Below are 19,603 nucleotides of genomic sequence, written 5' to 3'. Positions count from 1 at the left end.
GTGCGTCGCAATCTTATGACGCTTTCTCTTTTTACCGCAAGGCATACTCAATTGTTTTTAAAATCTGTTTAATATGGTCGAAACCTGTTGCCAGGTTTATTTCAAACTGTTGATCCGTTTGGTCACTTCTTCTTTCATCCGTGGGTTGCTGATCAGCGGCAGTGCTTTGTTATACCACTGTACTGCTTCAGCCTTTTTATTGGTCCGTTCGTAAATCTCGGCCATCAGGAAGACAGCTTCCAGATTGTCCGGTGCTACGCGGTGAACGGTTTCCAGGCGACCGATGGCTTTGTCCATCTGTCCGGAAAGTACGCCACCTCTCGCCATGGTCAGCAAAGCATACACATTCGTGCTGTCTCGTTTGACCACTTCCTGGATATGTGCCAGGCCTTCCATCGGGCGGTCGGAAATACCACCGAATATCAGGCAGGCGCCCAGTCCCACTTTTGAGGAATCATTTCCGGGGTTCAGCTTCAACGCCCGTTCAAAAAGATCTTTTGCCTGTGTAGCTTCCCAGGCCGTGATGGCCGGTTCGCCGTCGGTCTGCAGGCGTCCCAACAGCAAATGGGCAGCAAAGGTGAGGCTTTTTTCTGAATTTTCCAATCTTGCTGCTTCCGCAGTATACCAGGCATAGGGAATAAACATGTTGGCCGAGTCGCGCCAGAAGTTGGCTAACTGGTGATACACATGGAGTTGCTGCTCACTTCCTTCGTTACGGGCAATAGAATTTTCTATGCCTGCCAGACGAAATTGTTGTGCAGGAGTAAGCTGTTTTTTTGCAATCGTCAGTAAAGTATCGGTGGGAATAGTATGCATCTCACCCGGCGCATGGTCGTGACCAGCGTGGGCATCGACAGCCGATTTCGTCAGCTGACCGGGATCGGTGGTTTTTCCAAACACAAAAAGAAGAACAACTAACAGTGCTCCTGCCGAGAAAGTGATCCATTGAGGTTTATTCATGCCGCATTCTTTTCAGGCAGCAAAGTTAACCCCTATCGTTCACTCATGATCACGCTGCAAAAAACCTTGGGAGAATTTTATCACAGCAGGAGTCACCGCGCAGGATTAATCGTCAGCATCTTCGCCAGGACCATTGTCGGGCTTGGGCTCCTGTAATTTTTTTACTTCGGCTACAAACTCTTTGGCTGGCTTGAAGGCTGGGATATAGTGCTCAGGAATATGAACAGCTATATTCTTCTTGATGTTGCGGCCTATCTTGGCGGCGCGTTTCTTGGTGATAAAACTTCCGAAACCACGGATATAGATGTTCTCCCCGCCCGAGAGCGTGTCCTTCACCTCTTTGAACATGGTTTCGAGGGTAACCAAAACATCAACTTTGGGTATCCCAGTTTTGTCAGAAATCTTGTTAACGAGATCGGCTTTTCTCATTTGACGCAAGGTTTTAGATTGTTTCAGAATGCCAATTTAATGCAAAAAAAGATGATAGTCAACAGGATAGCGACTTTTTTTGTAACAATTTCCAGGCCGTTTTTAAAAAATAGCAGATATTCGGCCCCGATCGGCCTTTCTACATGAAAAAAAAGGGAAAAAACACACCCGGAACTCCATTTTCTGTCACCCTGCTCCGCTGGCACCGCGAACAAAACACCCGTAGCATGCCGTGGAAGGGGGAAAAAGATCCTTACCGCATCTGGCTCAGCGAGATTATTCTTCAGCAAACCAGGGTGGAACAAGGGCTTGCCTATTACGAACGCTTCACCGCTACCTATCCCCGGATCACCGACCTGGCCGCAGCACCCGACACCGCTGTGCTCAAACTCTGGGAGGGCCTCGGCTATTATTCACGCTGCCGCAACCTCATCGCCACCGCACGCATTGTGGCCAACGATTTCAACGGACAGTTTCCCGGCAATTATGATGATATCCGCTCGCTTAAAGGTATCGGTCCCTATACCGCAGCGGCCATCGCTTCCTTTGCGTTTAATCTTCCCTATGCCGTGCTCGATGGCAACGTATTCCGCGTGCTCTCCCGCATATTCGGTATCGATACGCCCATCGACAGCAGCACCGGTAAAAAACAATTTGCCGCCCTCGCACAGGAACTTCTCGATAAAGAACATCCCGCCCTGTATAACCAGGCGATCATGGACTTCGGCGCCGTGATCTGCAAACCCGCTCAGCCGCTGTGCGCCACCTGTGTTTTCCGGGAACAATGTGTAGCCTTCCGGGAAAACCTCGTGACAGCACTTCCCGTTAAGGAGAAAAAAATCCGCATACGCAAACGGCGGTTCAACTACCTCGTGCTTCATTACCGCGATCAATGGATGATAAGAGAACGCACTACCCGAGATATCTGGCAGCAACTCTATGATTTCCCTCTTTTAGAAACAGAAACAGACATTCCGCCGGAACAAATCATTGCCAACGCAGAACAGGAAGGATTCATTCCCGCCGGAACACAGTTGCTGGAAGTATCGGAAGAATACAGCCAGCAGCTTTCGCATCAACAGGTAACGGCGCGGTTTATCCATCTGCGTATTAAAAGCAAAACCTCGCTGAAAGCCGCCGGAGACTGGGTTTCCGGGGAAGAACTGGCACAATATCCTTTCCCGCGGCTGGTGCGTCAATACCTGGATCAGTACCTTGCGTGAAGGCTTTCCCAAAGCCTGTCTTAAATTTTCTTTTTACGGTAAAAAGACTTTAATTTTAGAAAAGCCTTGAAAACCGACGAAGGATTATTTATTCAGAAAAGTTACCAGTATGAGAGGTGTAAACAGAGTAATGTTGATCGGCAACCTGGGCAAAGACCCGGATGTACAGGTACTGGAGGGAAATATTGCGGTAGCGAAGTTCCCGCTTGCCACGACGGAAACATTTAAGGACAGATCCGGCAAATTGGTATCGCAGACCGAATGGCACACAGTAGTGTTATGGCGCGGCCTCGCTGAACTGGCACAGAAGTATCTTCATAAAGCCAGCCTTGTCTATATCGAAGGACGCCTGCGTACGCGCAGTTGGGAAGACAAGGACGGCCACCGGAAGTTTGCTACGGAAGTGGTGGGCGATAACCTCATTATGCTGGACAAACGGATGGACGGCAACAGCGGAGCAGCACCCGAAGGAGAACACGGCCCCGAGATGCCATTGGGCGATCCCTCCGAAAGTCTGCCGTTTTAACGCCTGAAAACAAGGGAAAAATCCACAACATTCCCTGATGAACAGGAAAGAAGTTAACTTTGTCAATAGCATTTACAGGGCAGGCTACTCCTGCCCTGTGTGATTCAGTAATCAAAAAAACTTTACTTGGACTTTTCAGTGGTTTTGTCTTCGCTTTTCGACAGCCTGTGCTATGTTTTCCTGGCCGCCGACACCCAGGGCACAACCATCCTGGTTTGTACGCTGATCGTTTTACTCCTGCTGGTGTTCATCATGTCGGGAGCACAGGTGGCTTTGTTCTCATTGAACAACAAGGATATCAACGTGCTCAAAACACGGCAGAATCCTTCTGCACGCCGCATTGTTAATTTACTGGAAGAACCAAAAGAGGTCTTTGCCTCGCTGCTGATCGCCGGCACCTTCAGCAACATCTGCATCATCATTCTCGCCAACTTTCTCATTACCGAATTTGCCCCGCTCAATGAACTGCCCGGCTGGCTCGAAGTGCTGATCAAAGTACTGGTGATTGCTTTCGTACTTGTTTTCTTCGGACAAATATTACCCAAAGTATGGGCTACGCAGAATAATCTCCGCTTTGCCTACGGCTGCTCGCCGGTAGTGGAGGCGGTCCACCTGGTGCTGCGCAGGATCAGTCGCTGGTTTGTATCCGTGGCCGATGGTATGGGCAAACGTCTCGGCGCCAACCGCTCGGAAGCGATCAGCATACAGGAGCTCGATGAAGCCATCGATATCCAGACCGACGACGAAGCTTCTCCCGAAGAAAAGAATATCATGAAAGGCATTGTCAAGTTTGGCAATATTGCCGTTAAACAGATCATGACCAACCGCGTGGATGTAAGCGGTATCGAATACAACACCCGCTTCAACGACCTGATCCAGCGGGTGGAAGAACTGCATTACTCACGCCTGCCCGTTTATCACAACAACCTCGACAACATCGCAGGTGTGCTGAATACAAAAGACCTCATCCCTTACCTGAAAGAAGGACCGGACTTCGATTGGCGCACCGTGATCCGTCAACCTTATTTTGTTCCGGAAACAAGATTGATCGAAGACCTGCTGATCGATCTGCAGAAACGTCACCTTCATTTCTCCGTAGTGGTGGATGAATTTGGCGGTACAAGCGGCATCGTGACAATGGAAGACATCATGGAAGAAGTAATTGGTGAAATACGTGATGAATTCGACGAAGAAGAAACCCAGGGCAATAAGATCGACGACAATACCTATCTGTTCGACGGCCGCACCATGATCCACGACATGTGCAAGATCATGCATTTGCCCATGGACACCTTTGATAAAGTAAAAGGAGAAAGCGAATCCGTAGGCGGACTGATCCTTGAACTGGCCGGCGAATTTCCCACGCCGGATACCGTTATTTCCGCCAATGATTTTGACTTCACCGTAGTGGAAACCGACAAGAACCGCATCGTCAAAGTAAAGGTCGCCATCAAACAGAAAGACTAATTATTATGCCCGCTTCTTCCCGCCCGCTTTTATCACTTATCGCATTTTTTTTCATCACCGCATTTCTTGTGGCAGGATGCAACAGCCCTTATACACCCAGGAAAAAAGGCTATTTCCATATCGATCTCCCGGAGAAAAAATATGTACAGTTTGACGAACCGGGATATCCTTATACGTTCGAGTATCCCGTATACGCAAAAATTCTGAAAGACACGACCTTCTTCGACACCAAAGCCGGCGACTGGTGGATCAATATCGACATTCCGAGCCTCAACGGCCGCATTTATATCAGTTATAAACCCATCAATGCACGCAACTTTGATTCGCTGGTAAATGACGGGCACAAGATGGCTTACCTGAAACATACGGACATTGCATCGGGCATCAACGACAGTTTTATGGTAACGCCGAATAAAGTCGAAGGCATTTATTTTTCCCTGAAAGGAAATACGGCAACTGCGAATCAATTCTTCGTTACGGATTCCACCAAAAACTTTCTCCGCGGCGCTTTATATTTTGATGCTGCACCCAATGAAGACTCACTCAGTATTGTGAATGATTTTCTCAAACAAGATCTCAAACATCTCATCAATACGCTGCGCTGGCGCAATTGAGGGGTTTAAATGTGGATAATTAGGATTTCTTTAGGGCTTCCCGGCATCATTACCGCTGTAATTTTGTTACAACTGTAATGGGTAAGCATTTAACACAGATCACCTTCGACTTTTCTGCTCCGCCGGATCCTGTTCCGGAGCCGGAGAAGGAAGTAGTTTCCGAAAAAGAAGCCGCAACAGATGAGGTTATGTCCGACCTCATTGAGGTGGAAGAAGAGGAAGCGATCAGCTTTGTGAGCAAGGCCGATCCGTCTGTGTTGTCAACCACTGTGGTGAAAGAACGCAAGCCGCTCTCCAACAGAGGGCGCCGGTCATTGAAAGATACCGGACTGCCACCCGAACATCTAAGTATTCCCGAAGACGAAGAACTGTTCCGCAAACAATACTATTCCATTGGAGAAGTAGCGGGTATGTTCAGCGAAAAACAATCGCTTATCCGTTACTGGGAAACAGAATTCGACATCCTTCAGCCGAGAAAAAACAAGAAGGGCGACCGCTTCTTCCGCCCGGTGGATGTCAAGAACCTCGCACTTATCTACGATTTGCTTCGCCGCCGAAAATTCACGATTGAAGGAGCCAAGGATTTCCTCCGGAAAAATAAAAAAGCCGACGAGCGGTTTGAAATGATCCGTTCGCTTGAAAGAATGCGGCAATTTTTCCTGGAATTGAAAGCCGGGCTCTGATTGTAAACCGTGCAACCTTCCCGGTTGTTGTAAGGTCAAAGAAAGATTATGCGTAAACTTATCTGCTTAGCAGCCCTTTGCTTCCTCGGTTATTCCCAGGTACAAGCACAAAGTCAGTACTACATTCAGAAAGACACCGTATCGGGTGGTCATCTTCTCAAAGGCATTATTTCCCGCGAAGTACTTGCGCAGGACAGCACCTTTACCTGGTGGAAAGAAAACTTTGTTGCCTATGCAAAGGACAATGAACATGTGCAGAAATTTGTCGCCAACAGCAAGGACGTGGAGCTTGTGGTGTTCATGGGCACCTGGTGCAGCGATTCACACTATATCATTCCCCGACTGTTCAGCTTTCTTGATGCAGCGGGTTTCCCTTCCAGCCATGTTACGCTGATCGGTACTGACCGCGCCAAAACAACCATCAGTCACCTGACCCAGGCATTTGGCATTACCAATGTGCCCACGATCATCGTAATGAAAAACGGAAAGGAGAAAGGCCGGGTGGTTGAATACGGAAAAACAGGCGTGGCCGAAGCAGAGCTCGCAGCGATCACTGCCATGCCTTAGGCTTCGGGAGGCCGAAGTATCGGCCTCAGCCGCCGGCATTCTCTTAAGCTTTTTCCGGGCCCATCAATTTGATATCGGTGCTTGCCCCGGCTATTTCTATTCCCAATGATTCGAGGAGCCTCAATGAGGAGAAATTGACCTCCTGCTTCACCTTGTTGAACTCGGCCATAGTTACCGGTCCCGTATAATATTCGAGCGTCACCAGGAAAGACGAAGAAGTAATATCATTCAGCAATACGGTAGCGCTTTCAATCTCTTTGCGGCTGGCGATCGAACGCAGCCCTTCGAGCAATTTATCGAGGTCCGCCGAACTGGTGCTCAATCCCACTTCAAGACGCAGGTCGGCGCGGCGTTGCGTGCGCATCGACAGGTTGTCGATGATTGTATCCACCATTTGTTTATTGGGAACGGAAATATATGTTTTCTGATCGGTGCGGATACGCGTACTGCGCAGCCCGATCTTTTCTACCGTACCGGTAAAGGAATTTACTTTCACCACATCACCGGTACTGAAAGGCCGGTCGAAGAAAATGATGAACGAAGCGATCAGGTTCTCCAGGCTCTCGCGCAGCGACAATGCCACGGCCGCACCCACGATACTCAGTCCAGTAAGCACATTGCCGATATTGATGCCGAAGGCGAATTTCAGGACCATCAGCAACCCGATTATGCCCAGTAATACTTTGAAAAAATCCTTGAAGAAAACCACCAACTGATCATCCGTGGTATCGTGTGTCCGGCTGGCTTTGATGTGCAGGATCATGGCAATGAAATCGATCATGCGCACTAATAGCCGGAAAAAGGAAATGATCAGGATCAGCGAGCCGAAAGAATGCACCAGTTGCTTCACCGTTACGCGATAGATATCGATGTTGAGATCTTCGGGAAAGTGAAGCCTGTAAAGGGTTGTAAGCGATACAAGGACTGCCAGGAAAAAGCCGAGCGGCTTTACGACCAACGTTTTGAACGTTGGTTTATCTATGTCTTTCCAGATACGGTGTACAAGGATGTAGATCAGTCCTGCCACATAACGCGCGATGTAGCGTTTCACCAGCAAAATGAACAGAATGATGGCGATCACCACCAGATAAGATTGCACCGTGTTGCCCAGCCATACCTGTCCCAGAAATTCATTCATGCTGCAAAATTATTGATCCGCAGGAAAATGCACCGTTACTGCAGGTTATATATTTCTATGCCGTCGGTTTGCAATGCGTAAACCTTGCCCGCACTGAAATCGAGTTGCCTGGCGTTGCGCAGGTTTTCCGGCATTTTCCATTCATCGTAGCGGAAGCTGGTGATGTCGTAGCGATACAGTTGATCGGCAGAAGTACCGAAAAAATATTTCCCCGCTACGCGGAAATTGTTCCAGCCGGTGATCAGTATTTTATTTTTCAACGCACCATAATAATCGAACACATATACGGCGCGTGCGGGATCGTATAGGTAAACATATTTATCCTGGTCGAATAAACGCACCGGCATGGGTGCGTCGCCGAATAGTTGCCGGAAGTCCGGTGTTTCCAGCAGCACGCGACCATCATCATCGATCTTTTTCAGCTTGCTGTCCATTTCATCGTAAACCCAGATTTTGCTGTCGTAGGAAAGCGCAACCGACTTTACCTGGAACATATTCTGTCTTCGCAGATCGATGGCCGTGCGCACATTGAGCAGGCGATCGAGTATCACAATGGTAGAAAAGTCACGGTAGTACAGCAATACCTTTAAAGGATTGGATACATCGATCTGTGAAGCTTCACCGTATTTTTTGATATCGTTGAAAACAGCTACGGAATCGCCTTTTTCATTGAGTTTTTTGAGCTGGCCCAGACTGCTGAGCACGTAGATGTTTTCGAGATTGTCCACCCCAAACGCCTTGATATCGCCTTTGATATAACGTACACGTTTAAAAAGCGTATCGTTCTGCGCGCTCGCAGAAGCGATCGACAACAGGAATAAAGAAGATATAAGGGCAATTCTGTACATGGTTATAACCTGACGATTTTTTGTTCCTGTCCGTTGTAGGCATGCAGACTCATTTCTGTGCCTTCGAGTACGGCGTAAGTGAAATAGCGTATCCAGTCGCCCAGGTTGATGTAACGGCTGGTATCGTTGAGCCGGAAATCGATCGGCAGATGACGATGTCCGAATACAAAGTAGTCAAAATGTTCTGTTTTGAGCCGGTCGCGGCAATAGCTGATCAGCCATTCGCGGTCTGCACCCAAAAATGTTTCTTCCGAACTACCCGTTTGCGCGCGGCTTTTACGGCTGAAGTAATTGGCCAGTCCCATGCCCACGGAGGGCGGCAGTATGCCGAACAACCACTGGCACACGGGATTGCGGAATATTTTTTTTAACCGCTTATATCCATGATCACCCGGACCTAACCCATCTCCATGACCCACGAGTACACGTTTGCCATTCCACTCAAACACCTCAGGTTCAAAATAAACGGGAATATTGAGTTCTTTCTGAAAGTAATCTTTCATCCACATGTCGTGGTTGCCCACAAAAAAACGGATGGTGATACCCGCATCCGTGAGCTCGGCCAGTTTGCCCAGCAACCGCACGTATCCTTTTGGCACTACCTGCCGGTATTCGTACCAGAAGTCGAACATATCGCCTACAATAAAGATTTCTGCTGCACGCGGCGCGATTTCGTTGAGGAACCGGATGATCTCTTTTTCACGTAGCAGGCTGGAGGCTGCATCGGGCGCACCAAGATGAAAATCCGAGAGAAAGTATATGTTTTTATCCGTGGTCAATGGCAGAGGATCATTTGCGGTTAATAAAATCGAGAACGCTGCCGGAGGCGATGACGGGACGGCCCTGCACATCGCCATCATACCAGTAGATCCAGGCTTCTGCCTGCGTGCCGTTGTCGAGCAGTACCGTTGCCTGCGCACGGCGGTAAAGCTCCGGCTCACCAGGCTCGGGATTCACTCCTTCGTAGTCGTCGAGCTGTGCCATGGCCCAGGAAAGTTCGTTTTCTTCACGGATGGTATAGAGTTCGCCTTTGATGTATACGTCTTCTTCAGATGGAACGGCCGCAGGATAGGTGCCCATATCATAAAGCAATCCCCTTACCCGGCCGGGACCGGCAAGAGAAAAATAACGGCTGATGTATTCGTACGCAGGACTACGGAAGCCGCTTAACAGCGAGCCGTAGACAAACAGTTGGGTGACTGGCATAATTAAGGTTTCAATCGTTGCTCAATGAAGTGTATATACTCAATCCTGTTCTACCAGGAACACATATACTTCTTTGGCACCGTGCACGCCTACCACCAATGTTTTTTCGATATCGGCGGTGCGGCTGGGGCCGGTTGCAAAAGTGATCTGTGATGGCAGGTTTTTGTCGTAGCGTTCCTTCATTCCCTGCAAAGCTTCACGCACATCGTATACAAGCTGATTGGTATAAGCAATGCAGATATGAACCGGTGCGTATACGCTTGTGGTGCGTCCGCTTTGTTGCCCTGCGCTCATCACGATGCTGCCGGTGCGGGCCACCAGGTATTCACAACCCGTGATCGATACATCGCAGGAAGCGAGATCGCTGGTATTGGCTCTGGCGGCTACGGCAGGTCCCGCGAGCTCGAGCAATTGCGGTTCGCGGCAGTATACTTTCTGCCATTCGTGGGTCAGGATCAACCCTGTCAACTGAGCCTGCAGCTCTTCCTTGTCCATACAGAAAACGAAGCGTCCCTGCAATTTGGTGAACTGTTCGGCAAATTCCACTTCAGCATCCTGTGTGGCAGGCTGATAGACGGAGTTGTTGCCTTCGCTTTGCGGAAAAGGAACAGGCGTTGACTGGGTCAACGCCTTCCTGATTTTCTTTAAAATATTTTCTTTAGAAGGAGATACATTCATGACCTTCCGGGCTTAGATTGATTGATTCGTTACATCGCTGTCATAAGGCGGTACACCGGCCGATATTTCGCCCTGGTCTCCGCTTATCGGATCTTCTTCCGTCAGCGCTTTCTTTTCTTCGAAAGGACGTTTGCCGATCAGGGCTTCCACATCACTTTGGAAGAGTACTTCTTTTTCCAGCAATGCTTCTGCGAGTTTGGCAACCTGCTCACGTTTTTCACTGAGCAATTGCTTGGTGCGCACGTAAGCGTCCTCGATCATTTTTCTTACTTCCTGGTCGATCAGCTTGGATGTTTCTTCGGAATAAGGTTTGGTGAAACCATTTTCCTGCTGCGGATCGTAGAAGCTTACATTACCAACGAGCTCGTTCATACCGTATACACTTACCATGGCATAAGCGGTGCGGGTGATCTGCTGAAGGTCGTTTTGTGCGCCGGTAGAGATTTTGTTGAAGAAAATTTCTTCACTTGCGCGGCCGCCGAGCGTCATGCAGATTTGATCGGTGAGCTGATCGGTATTATAGAGATATTGTTCTTTCGGTGTGTACTGTGCATAGCCGAGAGCAGCGGTACCGCGCGGAACGATGGTAACCTTGAGCAGCGGGTAAGCATGTTCGAGGTACCAGCCGCAGATGGCGTGGCCTGCTTCGTGATACGCAATGATCTTTTTCTCTTCGGGAGAAATGATCTTGTTCTTTTTCTCGAGGCCTCCGATCACGCGGTCAACCGCATCCTGGAAGTCCTGCATATCCACCGATGCCTTGTCTTTACGTGCGGCGATGAGTGCGGCTTCGTTACAAACGTTGGCAATATCGGCGCCTGCGAAACCGGGTGTTTGTTCGGCGAGTTTATGAATATCGAGTGTATCGGAAATCTTGATCGGCTTCAGGTGAACTTTAAAGATGGCTTCGCGTCCTTTCAGATCGGGTTTGTCTATCGAGATCTGGCGGTCGAAACGACCGGGGCGCAGTAATGCTGTGTCGAGTACATCCGGGCGGTTGGTAGCGGCGAGTACGATGATGCCGGTGTCGGTACCGAAACCGTCCATTTCAACGAGGAGCTGGTTGAGCGTGCTTTCCCGTTCGTCGTTGCTCATCATTTGATTCTTGCCACGTGCACGGCCGATAGCGTCGATCTCATCGATGAAGATGATGCAGGGAGCTTTTTCACGCGCCTGTTTGAAGAGGTCGCGCACACGGCTTGCGCCCACACCTACGAACATTTCCACGAAATCGGAACCGCTGAGGCTGAAGAAAGGCACCTGTGCTTCGCCTGCCATTGCTTTTGCGAGCAGGGTCTTACCGGTACCGGGAGGGCCAACCAGTAAAGCGCCTTTGGGGATCTTACCGCCGAGTGCGGTATATTTTTTCGGGTTGCGCAGGAAGTCCACGATTTCCATTACTTCCACTTTGGCTTCATCGAGGCCGGCCACATCGGCGAAAGTGATATTAACGCGGGTTCCTTTGTCGAACAATGTTGCTTTTGATTTGCCGATGTTGAAGATACCACCCGGACCACCGGCACCACCTCCGGCGCCGCCCATCTTACGCATCATGAGTATCCAGAGCGCGATGAAGAACAGGATCGGGAGCAGGAAAGAAACAGACTTACCGAGCCAGTCGCTTTCGGTATCTACTTTACCAATGTCTTTAATGGCGGGATTATCGGCGTAGAATTTACGCATATCATCCTTGAAGGAATCACCGGAAACTATTTTAAAAGTGAAATGTGGTCCTTCGCTGCGGGAGCGGGAGATTACATCACCGAGTTCTTTCTGGTATTTTTCTACGGCTGAAGGTTTCAGGCTTACGCGTACTTCGTTGCGATTGGAAACAACTGTATATTCATTTACATCGCCAACCTTGAGAATTTCCAGGAAACGTTCCTGTGAAACGGTTTTGGTGCCTCCCTTGAACGGATCGAGAAACTGGAATCCGAGCATAACGGCGAGGATAATGATATAAATCCAGTATATGCTGAATCGCGGGCCTTTTTTAGGCGCCGGGCTTCCGTCCTCATTCGTTCGCGGGCGTCCGTTTCTGTCGTTCTTGTTATACAAAGGGTCCTGTGGCATATTCGGGGTTATTGCTATTTAAATGGTTAAATGGGGCGAAAAGTTCGATGCAGCGCTATTTTAACAATTATTCTTCATGCTCCTGGGCAGCCGCGTCGCTCCACATTTCTTCGAGTTTATAGAATTTGCGGGTTTCAGGTTGCATAACGTGTACTACTACGTTCACATAGTCGATCAATACCCACTGCAATGCCTGGTAGCCTTCGTGGTGATAAGGTTTTTCGTCGCACTTCTCGCGCACGCGCTCTTCCACGTTTTCCGCGATCGCTCTTACCTGCGGCTGACTATCGGCTTCGCACACGATAAAAAAGTCGGACACAGCCTCATCGATCTTGCGCAGGTCGAGAGAGATGATATTCGTTCCCTTTTTTTCCTGAATAGCCGCAATGATGGTTTTGATGATCTTTGAACTTTTTGTCAGCCGGGTCGCTGTAGTCCTTTTGCGTTTGGACAGAGATGCCAGTTGTTCCAATAGAAGAAATTATTTTGTTTGTAGTTTTTGTTTTTCCGGTAGCGGTTTGCCCCTTGGGAACGAACCGGTCTGAACTGATCGGAAACTTAACGTATTTTGCTCAAAAATAGCAATTAATTGCCAGACCAGCCCGACGATATCTACCAGGATTTTCCGTTTGTTTCACTGGAAACGGTTGATAGTACCAATAATTATGCCCTGCACCTGGTTCATGCGGGTTTGGCGCAACATGGCACGGCGGTTTTTACTTATGAACAGACCGCCGGAAAAGGCCAGCGTCAGAAGACCTGGCATGCCGCTGCGGGAGAAAACATCCTCATGAGCCTGTTGCTCAGGCCTGAAGGACTTTCCATTGCGGATCAACCCGCACTCAACGCGGCGGTTGCACTCGGCACCTACGATTTTTTCAGTCGCTACGCAGGCGATGGTACCAGCATCAAATGGCCGAATGACCTTTATTGGCAGGACAGAAAGGCAGTCGGTATTCTTGTTGAAAACATTATCAGTGCCGGCACAGAGGGTGGCGGTGCCTGGAAATGGGCGGTTGCGGGTATCGGCATCAATATCAACCAGACCAATTTCGGCGACTTCAACCGTCGTCCCGTATCGCTCCGGCAAATCACCGGGCGTTCTTATGATCTCATCACACTTGCCCGTGAACTGCGGCATTGCGTTTTAAAGCAATATGATGCTTTGCAAAAAAATGGCACAGCCGCCATCCTTGCTCTCTATAATCAACGGCTTTATAAACTACATGAAAAAGTCAAGTTGAAAAAAGACAACCGCGTGTTTGAAACGGAGATCAGAGGTGTCGGTGCAGACGGACGTTTGACCGTGTTTCATGGTATCGAAGAGACCTTTGCGCACGGCGAGGTGGAATGGATCATCGATTAACCTTTCTTTTCATTTTCCCATCGCAAAATTTCTTCCGCATGTTGTTTGTTGCGGGGCTTTAAAAAGATTTTCCGGATCACGCCTTTTTCATCGATCAGAAAAGTAGTGCGGTGCAGTCCCATGTATTTGCGTCCGTATAATTGTTTTTCGCCCCATACCCCGAATTTTTCAATGATCTTGTGTTTGGGATCTGCGAGCAATGGAAAAGGCAGATTGAATTTTTCCCGGAAACGCGTGTGATCTTCTTCGGTGTCGGGGCTGACTCCCAGTAATTCCCAACCATTTTTTTTCAATATTGCATAGTTGTCGCGCAGGTTGCAGGCCTGTGTGGTGCAGGCGGGTGTATTGTCCTGCGGATAAAAATAGAGCACGAGTTTTTTACCCTTGTAATCGGAAAGGGAATGTTTGTTTCCGTCCTGGTCGATGCCGGTGAAAGCCGGAGCTTTTGTTCCTTCGGTGAGAGATGTAGCCATGGTAATTCAAAAGTAAAAAGTCAAAAATACGAGCGGGAGTATTAAGTTTTAAGTAATAAGTGATAAGTTTTTCAATCGAGCTTCCTTGCTGTTTTACTTACTACTTAAAACTTAATACTTATAACGGCTGTTTTACCTCTTCCCTTTCTTCGCAGGCGTCTTCCTGACCGGTGCTTTCTTCGCCGGCGCCTTCTTCACGGGCGCTACATACGCCTCACGTTTGAACCACCATTCTTTGGTCGTAACGTTTCCGGCGATGTCTTCGACGGTTACTTTGAGATGATGTGTGCCCAGCGGACAACGTTCATCAAAAATATAAATGAACGTGCGGCCTTTGTCATTGGTAAAACGCAGCCATTTGCCGTTCAGTTCCGCGCGGAAAGATTTTATACCAAAATCATCCGACGGTGTAAAAGCAATGCTGCGCGCAGCACTCAGGTTAACCGTATCGCCTTTGCCCAGTTCATTGACGGATGGCGGTTGCAGATCCGCAAAAGCCTGGAACGATCCAAAATCGCGGAACTTACCGGTGAGCCAGTTTCCCTGCAATCTTGTTTTCTGTACACTGCTGCCCTTTCCTGTCCTTCTCAATACCAGCCTGTCTTTCCACGCGTCTTCGATGATCTTATCTGTTTTTAATCTGACGGTATATTCTTCCTGTACGGGTACTGTTTCGTTGTGCAACTGATGAATGGCGGTAATGCTCATCGATGCGGAAGAATTGCTGCGTGAATATGTGGGAGTGAACACATCATAGAGACAACCTTCCGGCATGTATACTTCAAAATCGGGTTTCTCCAGGATGTTGACCATCTCCGGCATGAAACTGCCTGTTGGAGCGGGTGCCACCGGTCCCTCGCTGCTGCGTTGCAACGCAAAAAGAAGGTTGATGGTATTGGCTTTTGCATCGGCAATTTCGATGCGCACCTGGTGCGGCAGGGTGTCGGCAAGCAATACCGTTCCATCACCTCCATAAGTGTGATAGACCCTGGAACGATCGCCGGGCATTTTCGATACATGTTGCAGATAACCGCCGCCATTGGCTTTGTAGCGGTAATCGATCTGCGCATTCATGTAACGTGTGTCTTCATAACCGATACTGTCGATCACGAAAGCTGTTTGCAAGATGTTATCGACATACAGGGCGGCTTTATAAATACCGTCCTGGTTGGGTGAACCGCTGATTCGGTCGAATGCATCGATGGCAAAGCTGACCCTGCTCAGTGGTGTGCGGATGACGGGATCGCGGGGCAGTACGTAACCGCTGTCTGTTTTTTTTACGGTTAAAAAAACAGGTGCCTGTTCATAAACGCTCCTACTCCGGTCGTACATGGCCATCCTGGTCAATATTGGCGGCACATTGTCTGCGAGCGGCATGCCGAAGAGTAACGGATTTAAACGTTTACCAGAACGTGTATCGATTATTTCAAAATGCACATGTGGTCCCTGCGAACCGCCCGTTGTGCCGCTGTAAGAAATGAAATCACCTTTTTTCACCGGAAATTTTCCGGCGGGAATAGTCAGTTCGACCGCCCAGGACTCCTGGCGGTATTGTTCGGACGTGACGTAGGCTTCGATTTCGGGATTGAAGGTATTCAGGTGAGCATACAAAGTGGAAAGGCCATTGGGATGATTGATAATGAGAAAACGTCCGAAGCTGAGCGGACGCACGCCGGCAAATGCAACATATCCATCGGCGGCGGCGTAAACGCGTTGATCTACTTTCTGCGCCGTGCGCATATCGAGCCCCATGTGCCAGTGATTGGGGCGCAATTCCCCCATGTTGGCCACGATTTCGGGACGCAGATCCAGCGGCCAGCGGAAGTAGCCCTGCGGATATGCCGGATTGCGGTAAGTCTGTGCGTTCAGTGCTCCTGCCATCAATAACGTTGCTATTACTACCTGTACAGCTTTCCTCATATCGTCAAAAATAAAGATCATTGCCCTAAAGGAATGTGAAACCGGCCATTATGAATTTTATTATCTCCCTACAGCCGTCGCAATTATTTTACCAACAATTCCACCCGGAAAAAAAAGCGATCACCTGTTAGTGATTTGCTGCGCGCTGTGCAAAGGGCTGAAATGCAGCCATCGTTGTTTTTTTCTTTGCTTCGCAAAAATTAATTGTGATAATGGTCCTTCAAAGACTTCTGTTTCCCTTAATTTTGCGCAATTTGTTTTTTCAGCCCGGTTCCGGGAAACATTCCAAAAGAAAAAATGCCAAAAGACTCCTCCATTCAATCCGTTCTGATTATAGGCAGCGGACCGATCGTGATCGGCCAGGCCTGTGAATTCGATTATTCCGGTACACAAGCAGCACGCAGCTTACGCGAAGAAGGTATCAAGGTGATCCTGATCAACAGCAACCCTGCTACGATCATGACCGACCCGATGATGGCCGATCGCGTGTATTTGTTGCCGCTGACCGTGGAAAGCCTGGAACAGATACTCCAGGAAAACCAGATCGACGCCGTACTGCCAACCATGGGCGGACAAACCGCACTCAATCTTTGTAAAGAAGCTGAAGACGTTGGTCTGTGGAGTCAATACAATGTGCGCCTCATCGGCGTTGACATCAAAGCCATCGACAAAGCGGAAGACCGTGAGAAATTCCGCCAGTGGATGATTGAGATGAACATTCCTGTTGCCACCGCCAAAACAGCCAACTCCTTTCTAGAAGGAAAAGAGTTTGCACAGGAGATCGGCTTTCCGCTCGTGATCCGCCCTTCGTTTACCCTCGGTGGTACCGGCGGTGGATTTGTACACGACAAAGAAGACCTCGACGAAGCGCTCAACCGCGGTCTGCAGGCTTCTCCCATTCACGAAGTGCTGGTGGAAAAAGCCGTACTCGGATGGAAAGAATTTGAACTCGAACTGCTCCGCGATTCAGCCGACAACGTTTGTATCATCTGTACCGTTGAGAACTTCGACCCGATGGGTGTGCATACCGGTGACTCGATCACGGTGGCGCCGGCCATGACGCTCAGCGATACCGCCATGCAATTGATGCGCAACACCGCTATCGACATGATGCGCAACCTCGGCAACTTCTCCGGAGGCTGTAACGTACAGTTTGCGCTGAATCCCGATACGGAAGAGATCATCGCCATCGAGATCAACCCGCGCGTAAGCCGTTCTTCGGCACTCGCAAGCAAGGCAACCGGTTATCCCATTGCCAAGATCGCCGCGAAACTCGCTATCGGTTATACACTCGATGAACTGGAAAACCAGATCACCAAAACCACTTCTGCTTATTTCGAACCGGCGCTTGACTATGTAATCGTGAAAGTGCCGCGCTGGAACTTCGATAAATTCAAAGGAGCAGATGATTCACTCGGTCTGCAGATGAAGAGTGTGGGTGAAGTAATGGCCATCGGCCGCAGCTTTACCGAAGCCATTCAGAAAGCCTGTCAGAGCCTCGAGAACAACGCCGTTGGTCTTGGTTATTACGGCAAAAGTTTAATGCATGCCGAAGAGCTGCTCGAATACATCAAGACACCGAAATGGGATCGCATCTTCCGCATCAAAGATGCGCTGATGGCGGGCATTTCCGTAGGCAGTATTTCCAAAGCAACCAATGGCATCGACCGCTGGTTTCTTTACGAGATCCAGAAGATCTGCAACATTGAAAAGAAACTCGCCGAATACGATCTCGATACCATCCCTGCCGGTCTTTTGCGCGAAGCCAAAGTAAATGGTTTCAGCGACGAACAGATCAGCCGTATTCTGCAACACGGTAATGAAGAGGACGTTTACAATAAACGCAAAGAACTCGGCATTACACGTGTATATAAAATGGTGGATACCTGCAGTGCAGAGTTTGAAGCCAAGACTCCTTATTTCTACAGCACCTTCGAGAATGTACCCGAAGGGGCAGCAGGAGCCAACTCCAACGAATCAAAAGCCTCCGACCGTAAAAAGATCATCGTACTCGGCAGCGGTCCCAACCGCATCGGCCAGGGTATCGAATTCGATTACTGTTGCGTACACGGATTACTCGCTATCAAAGAAAGTGGTTACGAAGCCATCATGGTGAACTGTAACCCCGAAACAGTAAGTACCGATTTCGACATGGCCGATAAACTCTACTTCGAGCCGGTGTATTGGGAACATCTGTGGGAAATCATCGAGCACGAAAAACCCGAAGGTGTGATTGTGCAGCTCGGTGGTCAGACCGCTTTGAAGCTGGCAGAGAAACTGCATGAAAAAGGCATCCGCATTATCGGTACTTCTTACGATAGCATGGATATTGCGGAAGACCGCGGCCGCTTCAGCGATCTGCTGAAGAACCTCGAGATCCCTTATCCCGATTACGGAACGGCGTACGATGTAGACGAGGCCATTTCCGTAGCCAACAAAGTAGGCTATCCCGTACTGGTGCGTCCTTCCTATGTACTCGGTGGTCAGCGCATGCGTATCGTGATCAACGACGAAGAAGTGGAAAAAGCAGTAGTAAGCCTGCTCAAACATATCCCCGGCAACAAAATTCTTATCGACCACTTCCTCGACCGTTGCCAGGAGGCCGAGATCGATGCGTTGTTCGACGGCGAAAACTTCCACGTGATGGGTGTGATGGAACACATCGAGCCCGCCGGTATCCACAGTGGTGACAGTAATGCGGTATTGCCCGCCTTCAACCTCACGCCACTGATCGTGCATACGATGGAAGAATACGCAGAGAAGATCGCACGCGAACTCAATATCAAAGGACTCATCAATATCCAGTTTGCGATCAAAGACGGAAAAGTATTTGTGATCGAAGCCAATCCGCGTGCATCACGTACTACACCGTTTATTGCGAAAGCATACCAGATCCCGTACCTGAATGTGGCCACCAAGATCATGATGGGCACGCACACGCTGAAGGATTTTAAATTTGAAAAGAAACTGAAAGGTTTTGCGATCAAAGAGCCGGTGTTCAGCTTTAATAAATTCCCCGGTGTAAACAAAGAGCTCGGTCCTGAAATGAAAAGCACCGGCGAAGCCATCCGCTTTATCAAAGACCTGCGCGATCCTTACTTCAGACAGCTTTATAAAGACAGAAGCATGTACCTGAGTAAGTAGTAAGTATTAAGTTTTAGGTAATAAGTATTTTTGAATGCCTTCCATGGTTCGTGTATACACGAACCATGGTTGTTTATGGGGTTTGCTGTGACATTTGACAGACTCACTATTACCGCCAGATACGCTTGGTTCGTGTCCTCACGAACCAGTCAAAAGGGGCGGCAACACTATTTCTTCCCCTTATTCCGAAGCCTCCATGGTTCGTGTATACACCATAGCCGTCAACTTAGTGTTAGAGGAAGAAACGGTTTGTTTCAAGGGAACTGAGTCTGAAAGCGATCAATGAGA

Annotated in this window: 19 protein-coding genes; 8 read left to right on the top strand and 11 right to left on the bottom strand. The window is 49.0% G+C overall.

Annotated features, from left to right (window positions below):
- Nucleotides 1-96: 96 nt before the first annotated feature.
- Together H608_RS0107810 and H608_RS0107805 are read right to left on the bottom strand one after the other, a co-directional pair.
- Nucleotides 97-960 carry a tetratricopeptide repeat protein gene (locus tag H608_RS0107810; protein WP_038007731.1) on the bottom strand — a complete coding sequence of 288 codons (864 nt, stop codon included), beginning with the start codon at nucleotides 958-960 and terminating at the stop codon, nucleotides 97-99.
- A gap of 105 nt (nucleotides 961-1,065) precedes the next feature.
- Nucleotides 1,066-1,389 carry an HU family DNA-binding protein gene (locus H608_RS0107805; protein WP_028787188.1) on the bottom strand — a complete coding sequence of 108 codons (324 nt, stop codon included), beginning with the start codon at nucleotides 1,387-1,389 and terminating at the stop codon, nucleotides 1,066-1,068.
- A gap of 143 nt (nucleotides 1,390-1,532) precedes the next feature.
- On the opposite strand from H608_RS0107805, the gene mutY reads away from it, so the two are divergent.
- The 6 genes from mutY (at nucleotide 1,533) to H608_RS0107775 (ending at nucleotide 6,469) form a co-directional block, all read left to right on the top strand.
- Nucleotides 1,533-2,612, top strand: a complete 1,080-nt coding sequence (mutY, locus tag H608_RS0107800; RefSeq protein WP_051268126.1) for an A/G-specific adenine glycosylase — start codon at nucleotides 1,533-1,535, stop codon at nucleotides 2,610-2,612.
- A gap of 109 nt (nucleotides 2,613-2,721) precedes the next feature.
- Nucleotides 2,722-3,138 carry a single-stranded DNA-binding protein gene (locus tag H608_RS0107795; protein ID WP_028787186.1) on the top strand — a complete coding sequence of 139 codons (417 nt, stop codon included), beginning with the start codon at nucleotides 2,722-2,724 and terminating at the stop codon, nucleotides 3,136-3,138.
- A gap of 126 nt (nucleotides 3,139-3,264) precedes the next feature.
- Nucleotides 3,265-4,605 (top strand): gliding motility-associated protein GldE, encoded by a 1,341-nt coding sequence (gene gldE / locus H608_RS0107790; protein ID WP_051268125.1) that lies wholly within the window; start codon nucleotides 3,265-3,267, stop codon nucleotides 4,603-4,605.
- 5 nt (nucleotides 4,606-4,610) lie between these two features.
- On the top strand, nucleotides 4,611-5,219 hold the full coding sequence (gldD, locus tag H608_RS0107785; protein ID WP_038007724.1) for a gliding motility lipoprotein GldD: 609 nt from the start codon (nucleotides 4,611-4,613) through the stop codon (nucleotides 5,217-5,219).
- A 77-nt stretch (nucleotides 5,220-5,296) separates the two neighbouring features.
- Nucleotides 5,297-5,902 carry a MerR family transcriptional regulator gene (locus tag H608_RS0107780; protein WP_245565735.1) on the top strand — a complete coding sequence of 202 codons (606 nt, stop codon included), beginning with the start codon at nucleotides 5,297-5,299 and terminating at the stop codon, nucleotides 5,900-5,902.
- Between the two features lie 48 nt (nucleotides 5,903-5,950).
- Complete coding sequence (locus H608_RS0107775) at nucleotides 5,951-6,469, top strand: thioredoxin family protein (protein WP_028787182.1); 519 nt, start codon at nucleotides 5,951-5,953, stop codon at nucleotides 6,467-6,469.
- Between the two features lie 43 nt (nucleotides 6,470-6,512).
- Here H608_RS0107775 and H608_RS0107770 read toward each other — a convergent pair whose 3' ends face one another.
- The 7 genes from H608_RS0107770 to rsfS all read right to left on the bottom strand — a co-directional run bounded on the left by H608_RS0107770 (nucleotide 6,513) and on the right by rsfS (nucleotide 12,884).
- A complete protein-coding gene (locus H608_RS0107770) occupies nucleotides 6,513-7,607 on the bottom strand; it encodes a mechanosensitive ion channel family protein (RefSeq protein WP_028787181.1) in 1,095 nt (364 codons plus the stop codon).
- A gap of 35 nt (nucleotides 7,608-7,642) precedes the next feature.
- Nucleotides 7,643-8,455 carry a hypothetical protein gene (locus tag H608_RS0107765; RefSeq protein ID WP_155990087.1) on the bottom strand — a complete coding sequence of 271 codons (813 nt, stop codon included), beginning with the start codon at nucleotides 8,453-8,455 and terminating at the stop codon, nucleotides 7,643-7,645.
- A gap of 2 nt (nucleotides 8,456-8,457) precedes the next feature.
- Nucleotides 8,458-9,234 carry a UDP-2,3-diacylglucosamine diphosphatase gene (locus H608_RS0107760; protein WP_245565734.1) on the bottom strand — a complete coding sequence of 259 codons (777 nt, stop codon included), beginning with the start codon at nucleotides 9,232-9,234 and terminating at the stop codon, nucleotides 8,458-8,460.
- Nucleotides 9,235-9,244: 10 nt separating this feature from the next.
- Nucleotides 9,245-9,661 carry a gamma-glutamylcyclotransferase family protein gene (locus H608_RS0107755; RefSeq protein ID WP_028787178.1) on the bottom strand — a complete coding sequence of 139 codons (417 nt, stop codon included), beginning with the start codon at nucleotides 9,659-9,661 and terminating at the stop codon, nucleotides 9,245-9,247.
- 39 nt (nucleotides 9,662-9,700) lie between these two features.
- Entirely contained in the window at nucleotides 9,701-10,339 is a 639-nt protein-coding gene (locus H608_RS0107750) for a LutC/YkgG family protein (protein ID WP_028787177.1), read from the bottom strand.
- 12 nt (nucleotides 10,340-10,351) lie between these two features.
- The gene (ftsH, locus tag H608_RS0107745) at nucleotides 10,352-12,412 is read right to left on the bottom strand and encodes an ATP-dependent zinc metalloprotease FtsH (RefSeq protein WP_028787176.1); all 2,061 of its coding nucleotides are present in this window, start codon (nucleotides 12,410-12,412) and stop codon (nucleotides 10,352-10,354) included.
- A gap of 67 nt (nucleotides 12,413-12,479) precedes the next feature.
- Nucleotides 12,480-12,884: a ribosome silencing factor gene (gene rsfS / locus H608_RS0107740; protein WP_028787175.1), complete on the bottom strand. Its 405-nt coding sequence runs from the start codon at nucleotides 12,882-12,884 to the stop codon at nucleotides 12,480-12,482.
- A gap of 117 nt (nucleotides 12,885-13,001) precedes the next feature.
- On the opposite strand from rsfS, the gene H608_RS0107735 reads away from it, so the two are divergent.
- Nucleotides 13,002-13,778, top strand: coding sequence for a biotin--[acetyl-CoA-carboxylase] ligase (locus H608_RS0107735; protein WP_051268124.1), 777 nt, complete (start codon nucleotides 13,002-13,004; stop codon nucleotides 13,776-13,778).
- On the opposite strand, the gene bcp is transcribed toward H608_RS0107735, so the two are convergent.
- Nucleotides 13,775-14,251 carry a thioredoxin-dependent thiol peroxidase gene (bcp, locus tag H608_RS0107730; RefSeq protein WP_028787173.1) on the bottom strand — a complete coding sequence of 159 codons (477 nt, stop codon included), beginning with the start codon at nucleotides 14,249-14,251 and terminating at the stop codon, nucleotides 13,775-13,777. The two genes, H608_RS0107735 and bcp, sit on opposite strands and share 4 nt — an antisense overlap.
- A 132-nt stretch (nucleotides 14,252-14,383) precedes the next feature.
- Nucleotides 14,384-16,171 (bottom strand): M23 family metallopeptidase, encoded by a 1,788-nt coding sequence (locus H608_RS24825; RefSeq protein ID WP_051268123.1) that lies wholly within the window; start codon nucleotides 16,169-16,171, stop codon nucleotides 14,384-14,386.
- Nucleotides 16,172-16,468: 297 nt separating this feature from the next.
- Here H608_RS24825 and carB point away from each other — a divergent pair, with 297 nt between their 5' ends.
- Nucleotides 16,469-19,315 (top strand): carbamoyl-phosphate synthase large subunit, encoded by a 2,847-nt coding sequence (gene carB, locus H608_RS0107720; RefSeq protein ID WP_028787172.1) that lies wholly within the window; start codon nucleotides 16,469-16,471, stop codon nucleotides 19,313-19,315.
- The last annotated feature ends 288 nt before the right edge of the window (nucleotides 19,316-19,603 follow it).

The organism is Terrimonas ferruginea DSM 30193, assembly GCF_000425585.1.
Classification (GTDB): domain Bacteria; phylum Bacteroidota; class Bacteroidia; order Chitinophagales; family Chitinophagaceae; genus Terrimonas; species Terrimonas ferruginea.
The sequence above is the reverse complement of the archived record's forward strand: the minus strand, read 5'-3'. Positions and strand labels throughout refer to the sequence as shown.